This window comes from Centipeda flueggei ATCC 43531 (assembly GCF_000160695.1).
In the GTDB taxonomy this organism is placed as follows: domain Bacteria; phylum Bacillota; class Negativicutes; order Selenomonadales; family Selenomonadaceae; genus Centipeda; species Centipeda flueggei.
Genome location: NZ_GG694006.1, coordinates 324,547 through 339,265 on the forward strand (window position 1 = coordinate 324,547; position 14,719 = coordinate 339,265).

Genomic DNA, 14,719 nt, shown 5'->3' on the forward strand with positions numbered 1-14,719 from the left:
TGGGCACGAGAAGAATCAATATATGGCGGTTGCAATGACGCTATCGAAATGTATCGTCATGTGAAGCAATTTACCCTAATTACATCGGACGAGTTTATCGATATCATCACTAGCTATGATCCTGAAATTCAGCTACTATGATTCACGAAAAATAAACACAGCCATTATCTCAACCGAAAACAAATTCAGCGCTGCAAGCATCGGTGCATCCTTCTCTCCGTAGGGACTCCCGAACACCAGCGTCAGCGCAAACAAAGGCAATGGCAACAGTACAGAATCCGTGACCGCCTATTCCCCCACCATCGTTTCTGCAAAGAACGACCTCAGCCTCACCTCCGCCGGCAAGGATATGGACATCATCGGGAGTAAGGCACAGGGCGAGAAGATCACGGCAAAGGTCGGCGGGAATCTCAAGATTGAGACCTTGCAGGAGAAAGAAACCTACGAGGAAGACAACCACTCCACCGGCTTTGGTGTCTCGTGGAACGTCAACTTCTTTGATAAAACCACCGATAAACTTGTTTCGCCAGGTTCTAAAAATGCCTACCGCAAATTTTCCATGCCCAACATCGGAGGTTCCTTCAGTAAAGGAAATATCGACTCCCACTATCGCAGTGCACGCGATCAGGCAGGATTCTTCGCAGGAAGCAAAGGCTTTGATATCTACGTAGAAAAGAATACCGACCTTAAGGGCGGCGTGATCGCGAGCAAGACGACTTCGGACAAGAACCATCTTTCCACAGGTACACTCTCCTTTAGCGATCTCAAAAACGAAGCCGATTACAGTGCAAAGAGTATCGGTGCCTCCTACCACAAATACGGCAACTATAAAAACATGACCGAGGACGAGCAGAACAAAGTTTACAACACCATCGGTCTTGCCCCGAACATCTCCATGCCCGTCAAGGGAGATGCAAGCAGCACAACAAAATCTGCCGTTGCCGCAGGAACAATCGACATCCGTGAGAATCCAGCACAGGACATCTCCGCCCTCAGCCGTGACACGGCAAACTCGCTAAAAAAACAACGATTTTAAATAAATGACAATTAAAGGAGACAGATTATGAAAAACGATTTTGAGGAGAAGTTTACAGAATATCAAGCAGATATGGTATCTATATGTCTTGAGTATGTTGATTGGCGTGCAGATGCTATATATATATACTGCTCATATGAAAGTAATACGATTTATGGTGATTGTTTTTTTGAAATTACTAAAAAAGTTGTAAAGAAGCACCAACTTAATGATATCAAAGGAAAGGAGGAAGGCTTTGAATATGATGTATCTGAAGAGCGACAAAGAGGTCTATTGGATATTATTTCTGAGGACATAGAAAAAATTTATACACTTTGCATGAAATATGGAAAAGACATGCCGACAGAAATGAAACTGGTATATGATGTAAAAAAGAATAGCCTCAAAGCAGACTACTGCTATGAGAATCTATGGACAGATTCTGAAACAAAATTAGGATTACATATTTGCGAAGAATGGTTTGAGGAGGTCAAGAAAAAAGAGGAAGGTTGAGTTAGCGACCTCAAAAATGAAGCCGATTACAGTGCAAAGAGCATCGGTGCCTCCTACCACAAATACGACAACTATAAAAACATGACCGAGGACGAGCAGAACAAAGTCTACAACACCATCGGTCTTGCCCCGAACATCTCCATGCCCGTCAAGGGAGATGCAAGCAGCACAACAAAACCTGCTGTTGCTGCAGGAACAATCGATATCCGCGAGAATAAGTCGCAGGACATCTCTGCCCTCAGCCGTGACACTGCAAACTCGCTCAACGAACTCGGACGTATCTTCGACAAGGCAAAAATCGAAGAACAGCAGGAGCTTGCCGCAGTCTTCGGTGAGGAGGCATTCCGTCTCGCCCACAACTTGAAGGATGATGGCAGCGGACGCAAGATCGCCATTCATATCGCTATTGGGGGCATCATGAGTGCGATCACAGGCGCCGGCTTTGCTTCGGGTGCCATCGGTGCAGGACTCAACGAGGCTCTTATCAAGAACCTAAAGGGTTTAGATCCCGGCACCGCCCAAATCGTCAGCGGCATCATCGGCGCAGCTGCGGCGAAGGCAATCGGAGGAAATGCACAAGCTGGAGCAAGTGCTGCCGCAAGCGGGGCAAAGTGGAATGAATATCAAAAAGATCCTCGTATAAAAGAAAAATTACAAGAAATACTAAAAAAATGAAAAGTTCGATGATCTTAAAGAAAACGAACGTATTATTGTCGTAAAACAAGATGAAAATGGAAACACTATTAGCGTTTCTGTTGATTCTGAAGGAAACTTAAAAGATCTTGATCTACCACCCGAATACGCAGATGCGCACCCTGAAATAAAGAATGGTGCGGTAATTGTACGTCGCGTGACCCTAGGATCGGCAACGGACGATGGCAATACATTTACTGTTTCATTGGGAGAAAACGATGGTCATATATCTAATCTAATCCCCGAACCCAACCAATTAAAAGATCGAGGACAGCAAACTTTCTCTTTTGAAAAGTTTAGCTTTACCACACACAAAGTATTAGATTTTCTCGGATATATTCCAGCAGTCGGTTCTGCAGCAAGTATAGCAGATGGAATCCTATACGTTGCAGATGGAAATTATGAAGAAGCTATACGATCTGTCGGAATGATCATTCCTGGTGCAAAATATCTCAAAGCCGCAAAGAAATTGACTGGTGTGCTGGGAATTTCACGCCTTATACGAACCGAAAAGAATGTTCCAGTGCGTTTGCCGGCAGGAAAACCGGCCTCTTCTTCTATACCGCTGGAAGATCTTGGAAGGATAAAGCCTGGCTCAAAAGACATATACATGCCGGATGGCAAGTCTCTACGCCCCAATATTCAATATAAGGCGGGAGAATTCGAGTATTTGTATAAGACCGATGAGGCAGGGCGTCTCAGCCAATTCAAGACAGACAATCTTCAGCTTACTGAACGTGATAAGAGGCTCAGGCACAACCCGAATACTCCTGGCAAACAAGAAGGAGACCAAGCAGCTCATCTTGCGGCAGATCGTTTCGGGGGTTCACCAGAGCTCGCGAATCTGGTATCTCAGAGTTCACATGTAAATCTGAGTGAGTACAAGAAACTAGAGAACGAGTGGGCGAAGGCCATTAAGGAGGGAAAGAATGTACAAGTTGAAGTAAATGTATTGTATGAAGGATCTAATGCAAGACCATCGTCATTTGATGTTGCATATTGGATAGACGGTAAATTAAACCATAAAACGATAACGCAATAGGAGAATTATTATGAAAAAGATATTTGAAGATTATTTTACAGAATTCCAAGCAGATATGGTCTCGATTTGTTTAGAATACGTTGAAGACAGAGCAGATAAGATCTATATTTATTGTGCATATGAGGCAAATTCGATCTATGGTGACTTCTTTTATATGATTTCCGGAAAAATTGTTGAGAGGGATCAGCTAAATAGCAATCTTGGATGCACTGATCTATTATATGACACATCAGATGATCGTCAGCTTGCAGTACTAAGGATTCTAACAGAAGATATGGAAAAAATCGCTAAATTATGTACGGAATATGAACGATCTGTACCGACAGAAATGAAATTGATATATGATGTAAAATCGAACGCATTAGAAGCCAATTACAACTATGAGAACGTAATAACGGGAACAGAATTTATCTCAGAACACATCTTTGATAAATGGTTCCAGGAGGTAAAAGCGAACAAAAATAATAGTTGAGTTCTCTATAAACTCTGTGGCAGTACCCGGAACCATATCCACATCCGCGAGAATCCAACGCAGGATATATCTCGGCGCTGAGCCGTGACACTGCTAACTCACTGAACGAGCTCGGCCGAATCTTTGACAAGAAGAAGATTGAGGAACAACAGGAGCTCGTGCGCGTATTCCGCGAAGAGGCATTCCGTCTCGCTCATAACTTGAAGGACGATGGCAGCGGACGCAAGATCGCCATTCATTTCGCTATTGGCGGCATCATGAGTGCGATCACAGGCGCCGGCTTCGCTTCGGGTGCCATCGGTGCAGGACTCAACGAGGCACTCATTAATAACCTAAAGGGTCTAGATCCCGGCACGGCACAGATCGTCAGCGGCATCATCGGCGCAGCTGCGGCGAAGGCAATCGGAGGAAATGCAACAGCAGGAGCAACTGCGACGGCGAGTGGGACAAAGTGGAACTTCTTTGGTTTTGCTTATCGCCCAGATAAAATGTATGCCGGCTCAGTAGATGGCAAGTACACTTTTGTAGAGATGGTCAAAGAATCCTTAGTAAAAGAAGATGGAAGCACCTTATCTGAGACAGAAGCAATTCAGCTATTAACGGACTTAGATAATTTTATGATGGAGCAGGAACCAGAAAAAGCAAATTCAAGGAAAATTCTTGTAGAAAAATTTTCAAATATCGTACGTGTCGCAGATCGACTGCATTCTCTAGGGTATACAGAAGAAAGTGTAAATCATTTCTTAAATCGATATACAGATCACGTGAATAAATCCTCTAAGCATCCATTTACATACGTCGGTATTGGAAATGGTAGCGGTTTTGTCGATTCTGAATATATAGGGAAGGATTTTCAATTCTCTAACTATATTTACGATCGAAGCAGTGTACAAAGCAAACAGAATCCCGGCATCTACGGATGGAAATATGTCGATGACATTCTTGTCGGAATCAATAAAAATGGTGATATCTTCCTTGATGAGCAACATAAGCCAGTTATTTGGGAAGCTGATGTGGCAGAGCACCCATTCGCAACAAAATCACTGAAAGATAAAATAGATTTTGTTGTGAAACAAACGGAGCTATTTCCCACGAAGGGAACTTCAGAAGATTTTCAAAAAGAAGTGGATCAAGGTGTAGCATACTACGTAGATCCAGCAGATTATATGGGGGCCGGAAGGGTTGTTAAAGTTGCTCAAGCAGTAAAGCCCCTGACAGAGCCACTCATAAAGGATTTGAGCAAAGCCGCAGCTGATAGGGTTGTGAGCGAGCTAAAAACATTCCAACCAAAAGTATGGATCATTGATAATCAAAAAATCCTACTGGATAAATCTGGCATGAAACATATTTTAGAACGATATCATCCGGCATTCTGGGCTGGAAAAACAGCGAAGGAAAAACAAACGTTTTTTGCACTAAAAACCTCTATAAAAGATATAGAGTACACAATTCAAGAGATCATATATCAAAATCGAAGTTCTCTCTCAAATATTTCCTCCTTCTACCAAAAACAGATTGAGGGGGTTATTAATGAAGTAAACTACGTTGTAGGATTTACAAAAGGAAGAATCGGTCAGTTTTATATTAAAGAGTAGGAGGATATAGTATGTTCATTTGTAAGTCTTTAGTGCGTGATCCAAGAAATAAAATCGTAGACGTGGATCTTATTCAACCCTCATGGTTCACTGAAGCAACGGATGCAGAAGGTCTCAAAAAAATATCTAAATATATTGATGACCGAAACTATATAGAGGGGGTAATTCTATTAAGTTATAACAATGAAAATATTTTCACCTATAGAAATTGGGACGATGTTAATTATTGGTGGATGTATATCACATTGGCAGTTCAGATGGTTTTAGACGAAGGGGAAGGATGGCTATACATGCCAGACCAACCGGCAAAGATCACTTTCAAAGAGTGTGGTAACGATCTCATTAAAATGTACACTGAGTGGAATGATAAAACATACATCTTGCCAGAAAAAGAACTACTAACGACCCTGCTTAAAGGTTCTATTCAATTTTTTGAGGCAATTGATGAACCCTTGGAACTTCATGGAGAGTATAATGACGAAATCAAATTCTCAAAAGAATTATTGCTTAAAGTTGAAAATAAATTTCCACAAAAATTACACAATAATATCAATCTTTGAAAGTATACGGTGATATCACTTGATAACACTCAACCGCCCCTCTTTACTACTCCTCATCCCCATCCTCTCCCTCTCTGCTGCCCCGACTATCGCCGCACCTGCACAGCAGGAGCAGCTCAGCCAGTCACGGGCGCAGGAGGCAGAGCGGCAGGAGCGACTCGGTGAGGAGCGTGTGGAGACGATTGTCGCCCCTCCCCCGTCTGCTGATCTTCCCGCAGATGAGAGCGTTCGACTCCACATCTCTCAGATCAGGATTGAGAACCAAGTGGAGCGATTCCGCTTCCTCGAACGTATCGCTCGCCCTTACAAGAATAAGGAGCTGTCTCTCAGCGACATCAACAAGCTCATCAATGCGATGAATCAGTCCCTCATGGCTCGTGGGTTCTCCACGAGCCGTATTGCTATCCCGGAACAAAATCTCTCCTCCGGGGAGCTCCGTCTCGTTCTGCAGATCGGCTATATTGGCACTGTTCGTTTCGCCGAGGGCAGTGATAATCTCTACTGGAAGAATCTCTTTCCCTTTCACGAGGGAGATATCCTCAACGTACGGGACATCGAACAGGGCATTGAACAGGCGAAGCGTCTCCCTTCACAGGATATCTCTGTTCAGCTCCTGCCTGCCAATGAGCCACAGAGAACGGATGTCGTGCTCACGGTAAAACGTGGAAAGAATTTCTACGGTACGATCTCGGTGGATGATTCAGGGCTTGAGGACACGGGAAAGCTTCAATGGTATACGTCCATCGGTATCGACCAGCCCTTTCACAAGAACGATATGCTCCGCATCGGTATGAATCTCGACGGGGCGCACGACGGGTATGAGAAAGGAACGCGCGGGCATAATATCAGCTATACCTATCCCTATGGGCGGCATACATTCTCGTTTTCCTATCAACGCTCAAAATATCATCAGACGGTAGAGAGTGTTCCCTATAACTTCATCAGTGCAGGCGATTCCAATATTTCTACACTGTCATGGGACTATGTTCTCCATCGCTCGGCTGCGATGAAGACGAGCATGGATATCCGTCTGCGAAAACGGAATTCACACAGTTTCTTGAACGGTGTTGAGCTGCCCATTCAAGCGATGCACCAAACGTCGATGGCGGTCGGCTTTGCTGAGCGGCTCTATCTGCAGCGCAATACGCTCTATTTCCGTCTGGCGCACCGTTTCGGTCTCGGATGGCTTGGCGCACAGAAGGAGAAAACTTATCCCGATGCCCCTAAGACACTCTATCGGATGTGGCTGCTCAATGTAGATTTTGTGCATCCGTTCGAGTTCTGTCATCATCCCGCAACATTTACAACATCCTTTCACGGACAGTATACGATGGATGGGATGCGGCTCTACGGCGTGGATATGATCAGCATGGGCAATCGCTATACGGTGCGCGGATTTGACGGAGAAACAACACTGACGGGAACAAACGGCTGGTATTTGCGAAATGAGCTTTCGACACGATTCCCGAAGCAAAAAGCAGAACTCTATCTTGGGCTTGATGTCGGTGCAGTTTACGGATACGGCACGGAGGTCTACAACGGACACGTAATTGCGGGCACCGTGCTCGGGCTGCGCGGCGCAATGGATGCACTCTCCTATGACGTATTCGCCGCCGCGCCCATACAAAAACCCGAAGGATTCCGTACGCCGGATGTGACGTATGGATTCTCCCTCGGGATGAAGTTCTAGCGTTTCATCCTCCGACACCAATCTCAATCCCTCCCTTGAAAACAACAACCACCTGCCCGTCCTCCTTGACTACAATGTGATCGAGCAATCCGCCCCATAGCTCCTCATCGAACTCAACTTGCTCCCCGTCGATACCACATACCAGTTGAATCATGCCCTCCAAGGTGTTTCTCTTGCTCTCCCTCTCGGTGATTTGCTCGTCCAACTTCTCCAAAGCCCCCTGCTTTTCCAGATAGCGTGCGCGAATCTCATTCTCCTGTTTCAGATACGTCGTCTGATCCTGTGCCACCCGTGCATTCTCGCGAATCAGCGTTTCAAGACGTTCTGCCAAAACGCTGAGTTCCTGCTCTATCTTACCGTGCTCCTCCATCAACTTCTCTGTCTGGCAAACGCCGTCAATCAGCTCCGTGAGTTCCGCAATCACGTTCTCTCTGACTTCCACCAAGGAGTTCAGAGCCTTGACGAAAATCCGTTTGATTTCCTCTTCTGTCAGATGCCTCGTACTGCACGGCTTGGAGATTATTGCTTCCCCCCACACAGCTCTCTGCTTTTGTAAAAATGAAACCTTTGACCGCCTCTCCCTAGTTATGCTCAAACGTTTTGCTTTACATCGTAAACTAAATAAGCTTTACTTGTTCTAAAAGGAAGGAGTATGGTCATCATGTCAACTGTTCCCACTCAAATAAGAATTGACCGGAACATAAAAAACAGGTCAGCGCTTTGTTTTCCGAGCTGGGTCTAGATATGTCCGGTGCCGTTAATATGTTTCTGCATCAGTGTGTCCTTCGTGGAGGTATTCCGTTTTCTATCGAAATACCCCGTTATAAGCAAACTGCCTTGATGGCAATGGAAGCAGCAAGAAGGATCTCCTACGACCCGAATGTCCCTAGTTATGACAACATGGATGATTTAAAGATGGCATTGGAAGAATGACCGATCGCATCAAATTCACCACCGCTTATAAGAAAAGTTACAAGCGTGCCAAAAAACGCGGCTTGAACCTCAAGCTCCTGGATGATGTTGTCGAGGAATTGAGATAAGGGCACAAGTTGGATGCCAAATACAGTGACCACGAACTCCATGGGAATGGGGCTGGATTTCGCGAATGCCATATTCAACCGAATTGGTTGTTGATATACTTCGTTGAAAACGATATCTTAACCTTGACTCTTGTCAAAACTGGAACCCATGCAGATATATCCGATGAATAAGCTGTTTGGTCTGCTCCCTAGAGAACGGACAGTAAAAAGATCCCTCCTGTTGTAAAATAAAAATTACAACAGGAGGGATTCGTCTTGTCTAGGAAGTATACAAAAATAGGAATGTTGTCAGATGAAATTCTCCACTGCATTGAACGGTGCAATGCAAAACTCCGTCAGCCTATGTTCACGCGCCGTAATCGCTATTGGGAGAATATCGCTGCTCAGACGACAGTTCTCGTCGAGAGAGCTCCGCAGATTTACAGCAGTGTCAGTAGTCCCCGATGTACCTCATCCCCGACACGGGTCTCTGTGATGCGGCAGTCGATGTCATAGAACCGACGAAGGTTCTCCTCGATGAGCAGGCTTTCCGTCGGCCCAAAGAGGTGCTCCCCGCGCCGCATGAGCAGGCTCTTGTCCGAGATCTTGAGTGCATTCTCGGGCGCGTGCGTATTCATGACAATGGTCATGTTCTGCTCTGTTGACAGCTTCTTCAGCAGGCGCAGGACAATCATCTGGTTATGAAAGTCCAGATGTGCCTCCGGCTCGTCGAGGATTATCAGCTTCGGCTCGACCGCGAGTGCGCGGGCGATGTAGACCATCTGCAGCTGTCCGCCGCTCAGCTCGGTCGCCGCACGCTCCGCGAGCGGCAGGACTCCGACCAGATCGAGCAGCTCCGCAACACGCGCGCGGTCTGCCGCCGCAGGTGTCCGAAAGAGTCCGATGCGCCGCGCACGCCCCATCATAACCATCTCAAAGACGGTGTAGGGAAAGGCGGGGGCATGGCTCTGCGGCACATAGCCGATCACATCGCTGACCGCAGCAGGGTCGGGTCGCTGCCCGTCCACCAGACACTCCCCGCGCGTCCACGGCAGAATACCGAGCAGACAGCGCAGGAGCGTCGTCTTGCCGATGCCATTGCGCCCGAGAATGGTGAGAACCTCACCCGCCGCGAGGGAGAAGGAGAGATCGGAGAACAGCTCATTTCTGCCGTCGTAGGAAAAGGCGGCATTCTTCACCGTAATCATGACCAATCCCCCTGTTTCTCCCGCGTACGCTTCAGCAGGAAGGCAAAGAACGGTGCGCCGAGGAGTGCCGTGAGAATGCCGATTGGCAGCTCTGCCGCAAGGAGACTCCGCGCGCAAATGTCAACGAGTGCGAGGAAGATCGCCCCCGTGAAGCACGCAGCGGGCAAAAGCCGCGCATGATCGACGCCGACCATGCGGCGGCATATGTGCGGAATGACGAGCCCGACCCATCCGACAATGCCGCAGGCCGTCACCGAGAGAGCCGTGAGGATCGTCGCCGCGACAATGGCAATGTTGCGGATGCGCGCGGGATTCACCCCGAGGCTGCGCGCCTCCTCCTCGCCGAGCGAGAGGATGTTGATGCGCCAGCGGATCGCGATCAGGAGCGCCCCTGCGGCAATCATGGGGAGTCCGATGATCTGGATTTTATCAAAGTCCGCCTTGCCAAGGCTGCCCATGAGCCAATAGGTAATGGCGGGCAGCTTGTCGTAGGGGTCAGCGGTATATTTCACGAGTGAGATGAGCGCGGAAAAGATCGATGAGATGATGATGCCCGAGAGCACGAGCGACATCATCGAGACGGAGCCGCGGCTGCGCGAGAAGTAGTACGCGAGTCCGACACTTGCCATGCCGCAGACGAAGGCGATAACCGAAGTTCCCGTGCCTGTCCCCCAGAGGAGGATGCCAAGCACGGCACCGAACCCTGCACCGCTTGAGACACCAAGCACGTCGGGGCTGACAAGCGGATTGCGGAAAATGCCCTGGTAGACAGCCCCCGAGAGCGAAAGCCCCGCGCCGACGAGCATGGCGAGGAGCGTCCGCGGCAGGCGCAGCTCCAGAACGACGGTCGATGCCATATCCGTCCCCGCATTGCCTCCGGCCGCGCGCATGAGAATGTCACAGACAGCCGTCGGCTCGATCGCAAAGCGCCCCGCTGCAAGAGAAAGGAAGAACACAACGATGAGCAGCACCGTCATGATCGTCCAGAGAGCTGCATTGCTTCGTTTCATCGGGCAGCTCACTCGTGCAGAATCATCTTGAGATCGGCATCCGTCAGCGTGTATGAGAAGAATTTCTCATAGAAGCCGCGCAGATCATCCGTCAGACGGTAGTCATTAAAAACATCCGGATGCAGTTTCTGCGCGATCCACTTGATCATCAGCGGTGTCTCGACACAGGGTGCATCCCAGCGGTACAGACCAATCGGAGCCTTGTAGACACGCCCCTCACGCACCGCCTTGATATTCTTCCAGTTCTGTCCCTCAAGTTTATCCTCGAAGAGATCGGCCGGCTGAATCGGGTCAAAATTGCTGAGGATGATGACATCGGGATCCCACGCGGCAATCTGCTCCATTGTGACCGGCGTCCACTGCCCCTGCACATCCTTTGCGACGTTCACGCCGCCCGCCGTCTCGATCATCATCGTGTTGACGGTTCCGCCCGCTGCAACCTTGAGATCGCGATCGCGCAGGTAGAGTACCTTCGGCGTTGCTTTGCCTTCGAGCGCCGCCTTTTTCGTCTCAAAATACGCCATGATGTCCTGCTGAAAACGCACAAGTTCCTCGGCACGTTCCTCCTTGCCGAACACCTGCCCGATGACGCGGATGCCCTGCTGGACATCCTCCAATGTACCGTACTTCAGTGCAATCGTGGGAACCTTCAACTTCTCGAGCTGCGCGATCTCATCCTCCTGATAGTTCCAGACGATGATGGCGCTTGGGTTCAGCTTGCCGAGTTCCTCCATGTGGATGGAGAAGTCCTGCCCGACAAAGTCTGTTGCGGCATTCGCCATCCCCGGCGCAAGCACCTTGAGCATGGACTTCTCATACGACGCCTTCGCCGACGGGTGCATGCCCGCAATGCGGTCGGCCGAACCGTCTACCGCAAAGGCAACAGATGCCCACGGAATCGGCACAACGGCGATGCTCTTAACCTCTTCCGGCAAATGCACCTCGCGTCCGGCCGTGTCCGTCACGACCCGCTCCGCCTTGGGCGCGGACGTTTGCTGTGATCCGCATCCTGCGAGCACAGCGCATATAAGCAACAGTCCCGCAAGGAGACCGAATGAAAAACGATGTGTCATCATGTCCTCCTATTTCTGCCTACACTTAAATATCCGCCCGAGATTATCAATTGACGGAAAGGTTATCATAGTCTTTAATCGAATGCAATTGAATAAATTCGAAACAATACTTCAATATTTTCGAATGATTATTGTTTCAGAAGTGCCTGTAATAGCGAAGTGAAGTCCGCGCCAAGTACACCACTTCCCTCTCCTGCAGCATCTCTGCCCGAAAGCAGCCCCGACGGCAGCGGAACAATACGCTTCTCCCCCATCACAGGCAGCAGCGCAGGATCGGCAATGACAGCATCTGCCGCATTCCATGCAGACTGCAGGTCTGCAGCCGTACGGAAGACGAGCACGTCGGTATCGGCTGCCTGCCGATAAAGTACTGCTGTCTCCTCTCCCCACGCATAGGCTGCGCTGTGGATATTGCAAAACCCATATGAACGAAGCAGATAAGCAATGGCTACGGCAGCAATCGGATCGGCGATGATGAGGATCTTATCCGCACGCATATCTCCCGCTGTCTGCTCCGCAAATGTGCCCTCTGAGGGCAAACCGAGCGCCGCAGCGATCTCAGCCCGCCAGGCCGTCCGGCCGGCATCCCCGAGCGGCAGGCTGCGGACAACGGGCACACCGCACTCCCTGTGCAGCCATTCCGCCGCAGACACACCGGCAGCAGATACCAGCCAGACCAGCGCAGGGCGTTCGGTCAGTGCATCGCGTCCTGCAATGCACACATTGCAGCCGTACGCAGTGAGAAAATCAATCGGGGCATCCAGCTGCGCCATATCGCCGAACAGCAGCGGACTGTACCCGAGGATGAGAGCTGTCCGTCCCGCCTCCCGCCATCCGTCGGCCGCCTCCTGCACAAGACGAAGTGCCGCCTCTGCAGCACCGTACACGGCATCATGAAAGCCGTCCGTCGGTGAGGCACATGCGCGGCAGCCATGTTCCTCCGCCGCATGCAGAACAGGCGTCGTCTCCATCGCCATAAACGCGGGCACCGGCGAACTGAGGAGATGCACCATGCGGTACGCGCCCTCTGCCGCAAGCGCACCAGTCTCTGCGGCAGCAGTCTCCTCCATGCCGAAGATGTAGTCCTCTGCCTGCGGTATGAGCGCATAGATATCGCTGCGCCCCGGCATGAGATCCATGCGTGCGAGCGCATTGCGGCAGCCCGACGGCGTGACAAGGACATGCGCCGCGCCCTCTTTCCGCAGGAAATCCGCCACGCCTGCCGTATCGCTCATCGGCGGCGGCAGCTGGGCTGATGCCGTGACCGTCCCCTCCTCCGGCGGCAGTGCGGCGAGGATCTCCTCTGCAGTCTCGTGACGGATGCCGTCCGCCTTTGCCAGAGGCCCGCGAAAGAAACAGCGCACGATGCAGCCCGTCTCCGCAGAAAGTGTGCGCTCGATGTCTGAAAAATCTGGGCGTGTGAGGATGTCGAGGCAGGAGAGATAGATCACGACCGCGCGTGTGCCAGGAAGGCGTGCGGCATCCCGCACCGCATCTCGGATCGCTTCCTCCGCCGTTCCGAGCACATAATCCTCTGCCCGCACGGCAGCATAGCGGAACTGCCCGAGTGCTCCGATCTGCCGTGCGCGCCGGTAAATGGAGCGAAAACAGATGAGTGCCCCTGCCGCAACGACGACGAGATCGCGTCGTGCCCACAGTCTGTCGAGGCTCGTATCAAAGTCTTTAATGTCCTCAACGACGATTGGCTGCATCCGCATCCTCCCCGTAACGCAGCAGTGCCTCCCCACCCGAGAGTCCACTCTCTTCCTCAAGGATTTCGAGAAAAAGATTCATTGCAGGGCTGCGCCATTTATTCCGATGAACCCCGTAGTATGACGTGACAGTCATCGGATCCGACTGCGCTGCAGACAGCCGGCCGAGGCCGACGCGCTGTCGTACTGCATAATCTGGCAGTGGTGCAACCCCCATGTTGTTCTCAACCAGATTGATGATCGTCTGTGTGCTCCGCAGTTCAATCATATTCGTAAATGAGATCGCCTGTTTCCGCAGATAATCATCCACCATCTGACGAATCTCGCCCGGATACGGCATTGTAACTAGCGGCATCTCGTTAATCTCCATTTCCCTCTCACGAAAGTTCGGGCACCATACAGCCACATCAACCGAGGTGTAGAAATGCACGGGATTTTCCTCAAACATCCAGAATGCAAGACTTTCCTTATCTCTTTCCTGAATCGTGTACGCGAGACCGACATCGATCTGCCCTTCACTGAGTGCCGCAACAACATCACGGCTCGTGAGCGAACGCAGGCGCAGATCGACGCGCGGTGCATGTGCATGAAGACGTTGGAGCAGTGGGGGCAGACGGAAACAGAGCAGTGACTCCGGCGCGCCGACTGTGAGCGTCCCCTGATAGGTGGCAATGCCGTATTGAAAGCTTTTGACCTTCTTCACTGCAGCAAGCACCTCGTCCACATACGGAATCAGTTCCTCTCCCGCCTTTGTCAGGATCATGCGCCGCCCGCTTTTCTCAAAAAGCGGTACGCCCGTCAGCTTTTCCAGCTGCGCGATGTGGAACGTAATCGTCGACGGCGTGTAACTGAGGAGACGCGCCGCCTTTGTAAAGCTGCCCGTGCGTACAATTGTCTTGAACGTCGTGAATATCTTTAGCTCCATCCGTATCTATCCTCATTGGCAAGTACGAAATACTCAAAAAAATGTAGAGAAGAAATCGTTCATTGTAAAATGAAATTGGACACATAAAAAGTCGAACATACAAAATCGTTCCGGCAAAACACCTTTGCCAAGACCAGTATATTCGACGCTCATTCTACCATAAAACACCGTGTATTCAAACATCTAAACGTC

Annotated in this window: 13 protein-coding genes and 4 pseudogenes; 10 read left to right on the plus strand and 7 right to left on the minus strand. The window is 50.0% G+C overall.

Translation table 11 applies throughout. The features are described from left to right. Positions 1–247: 247 nt before the first annotated feature. The 8 genes and pseudogenes from HMPREF0908_RS11155 to HMPREF0908_RS01630 form a co-directional block, all read left to right on the plus strand. Positions 248–1,036: pseudogene (locus HMPREF0908_RS11155) on the plus strand (hemagglutinin repeat-containing protein); the annotation flags it as partial. 27 nt (positions 1,037–1,063) lie between these two features. After that, positions 1,064–1,528 (plus strand): hypothetical protein, encoded by a 465-nt coding sequence (locus tag HMPREF0908_RS01600; protein ID WP_006689667.1) that lies wholly within the window; start codon positions 1,064–1,066, stop codon positions 1,526–1,528. An 81-nt stretch (positions 1,529–1,609) separates the two neighbouring features. Next, positions 1,610–2,203: a hypothetical protein gene (locus HMPREF0908_RS01605; RefSeq protein ID WP_006689668.1), complete on the plus strand. Its 594-nt coding sequence runs from the start codon at positions 1,610–1,612 to the stop codon at positions 2,201–2,203. A 175-nt stretch (positions 2,204–2,378) separates the two neighbouring features. Continuing rightward, positions 2,379–3,263: a DNA/RNA non-specific endonuclease gene (locus HMPREF0908_RS11095; RefSeq protein WP_211204777.1), complete on the plus strand. Its 885-nt coding sequence runs from the start codon at positions 2,379–2,381 to the stop codon at positions 3,261–3,263. Between the two features lie 10 nt (positions 3,264–3,273). Continuing rightward, entirely contained in the window at positions 3,274–3,735 is a 462-nt protein-coding gene (locus tag HMPREF0908_RS01615) for a hypothetical protein (protein ID WP_006689670.1), read from the plus strand. Positions 3,736–3,935: 200 nt separating this feature from the next. Continuing rightward, positions 3,936–5,330 (plus strand): hypothetical protein, encoded by a 1,395-nt coding sequence (locus tag HMPREF0908_RS11160; protein WP_245522889.1) that lies wholly within the window; start codon positions 3,936–3,938, stop codon positions 5,328–5,330. 11 nt (positions 5,331–5,341) lie between these two features. Then, positions 5,342–5,890, plus strand: a complete 549-nt coding sequence (locus HMPREF0908_RS01625) for a hypothetical protein (protein WP_006689672.1) — start codon at positions 5,342–5,344, stop codon at positions 5,888–5,890. A 19-nt stretch (positions 5,891–5,909) separates the two neighbouring features. Continuing rightward, on the plus strand, positions 5,910–7,580 hold the full coding sequence (locus HMPREF0908_RS01630; RefSeq protein WP_006689673.1) for a ShlB/FhaC/HecB family hemolysin secretion/activation protein: 1,671 nt from the start codon (positions 5,910–5,912) through the stop codon (positions 7,578–7,580). 4 nt (positions 7,581–7,584) lie between these two features. Here HMPREF0908_RS01630 and HMPREF0908_RS01635 read toward each other — a convergent pair. Continuing rightward, a pseudogene (locus tag HMPREF0908_RS01635) lies at positions 7,585–8,094 on the minus strand (recombinase family protein); the annotation flags it as partial. A gap of 230 nt (positions 8,095–8,324) precedes the next feature. On the opposite strand from HMPREF0908_RS01635, the gene HMPREF0908_RS10500 reads away from it, so the two are divergent. After that, complete coding sequence (locus HMPREF0908_RS10500; RefSeq protein WP_245522910.1) at positions 8,325–8,513, plus strand: type II toxin-antitoxin system RelB/DinJ family antitoxin; 189 nt, start codon at positions 8,325–8,327, stop codon at positions 8,511–8,513. Continuing rightward, positions 8,510–8,791, plus strand: a pseudogene (locus HMPREF0908_RS10505) (type II toxin-antitoxin system YafQ family toxin). Before HMPREF0908_RS10500 ends, HMPREF0908_RS10505 begins: the two are co-directional and overlap by 4 nt. A 129-nt stretch (positions 8,792–8,920) precedes the next feature. On the opposite strand, the pseudogene HMPREF0908_RS11405 reads toward HMPREF0908_RS10505, so the two are convergent. From HMPREF0908_RS11405 to HMPREF0908_RS01665, 6 genes and pseudogenes are all read right to left on the minus strand, one after another. Beyond that, positions 8,921–9,028 (minus strand): annotated as a pseudogene (locus HMPREF0908_RS11405) (magnesium chelatase domain-containing protein); the annotation flags it as partial. Between the two features lie 11 nt (positions 9,029–9,039). After that, entirely contained in the window at positions 9,040–9,807 is a 768-nt protein-coding gene (locus tag HMPREF0908_RS01645; RefSeq protein ID WP_006689676.1) for an ABC transporter ATP-binding protein, read from the minus strand. After that, positions 9,804–10,817 carry a FecCD family ABC transporter permease gene (locus tag HMPREF0908_RS01650; protein WP_006689677.1) on the minus strand — a complete coding sequence of 338 codons (1,014 nt, stop codon included), beginning with the start codon at positions 10,815–10,817 and terminating at the stop codon, positions 9,804–9,806. Before HMPREF0908_RS01650 ends, HMPREF0908_RS01645 begins: the two co-directional genes overlap by 4 nt. Before the next feature lie 8 nt (positions 10,818–10,825). Then, positions 10,826–11,893: an ABC transporter substrate-binding protein gene (locus tag HMPREF0908_RS01655; RefSeq protein ID WP_006689678.1), complete on the minus strand. Its 1,068-nt coding sequence runs from the start codon at positions 11,891–11,893 to the stop codon at positions 10,826–10,828. A 125-nt stretch (positions 11,894–12,018) separates the two neighbouring features. After that, on the minus strand, positions 12,019–13,608 hold the full coding sequence (locus HMPREF0908_RS01660; protein ID WP_006689679.1) for a nitrogenase component 1 family protein: 1,590 nt from the start codon (positions 13,606–13,608) through the stop codon (positions 12,019–12,021). After that, positions 13,583–14,527 carry a LysR family transcriptional regulator gene (locus HMPREF0908_RS01665; RefSeq protein WP_006689680.1) on the minus strand — a complete coding sequence of 315 codons (945 nt, stop codon included), beginning with the start codon at positions 14,525–14,527 and terminating at the stop codon, positions 13,583–13,585. Before HMPREF0908_RS01665 ends, HMPREF0908_RS01660 begins: the two co-directional genes overlap by 26 nt. Positions 14,528–14,719 lie beyond the last annotated feature (192 nt).

What these genes read in the sequence shown, in the direction of transcription:
- HMPREF0908_RS01600 (WP_006689667.1), top strand. Translation starts at nt 1,064, where the DNA reads ATGAAAAACGATTTTGAGGAGAAGTTTACAGAATATCAAGCAGATATG.
- HMPREF0908_RS01605 (WP_006689668.1), top strand. Translation starts at nt 1,610, where the DNA reads ATGACCGAGGACGAGCAGAACAAAGTCTACAACACCATCGGTCTTGCC.
- HMPREF0908_RS01615 (WP_006689670.1), top strand. Translation starts at nt 3,274, where the DNA reads ATGAAAAAGATATTTGAAGATTATTTTACAGAATTCCAAGCAGATATG.
- HMPREF0908_RS01625 (WP_006689672.1), top strand. Translation starts at nt 5,342, where the DNA reads ATGTTCATTTGTAAGTCTTTAGTGCGTGATCCAAGAAATAAAATCGTA.
- HMPREF0908_RS10500 (WP_245522910.1), top strand. Translation starts at nt 8,325, where the DNA reads ATGTCCGGTGCCGTTAATATGTTTCTGCATCAGTGTGTCCTTCGTGGA.
- HMPREF0908_RS01645 (WP_006689676.1), bottom strand. Translation starts at nt 9,807, where the DNA reads ATGATTACGGTGAAGAATGCCGCCTTTTCCTACGACGGCAGAAATGAG.
- HMPREF0908_RS01650 (WP_006689677.1), bottom strand. Translation starts at nt 10,817, where the DNA reads ATGAAACGAAGCAATGCAGCTCTCTGGACGATCATGACGGTGCTGCTC.
- HMPREF0908_RS01655 (WP_006689678.1), bottom strand. Translation starts at nt 11,893, where the DNA reads ATGATGACACATCGTTTTTCATTCGGTCTCCTTGCGGGACTGTTGCTT.
- HMPREF0908_RS01660 (WP_006689679.1), bottom strand. Translation starts at nt 13,608, where the DNA reads ATGCGGATGCAGCCAATCGTCGTTGAGGACATTAAAGACTTTGATACG.
- HMPREF0908_RS01665 (WP_006689680.1), bottom strand. Translation starts at nt 14,527, where the DNA reads ATGGAGCTAAAGATATTCACGACGTTCAAGACAATTGTACGCACGGGC.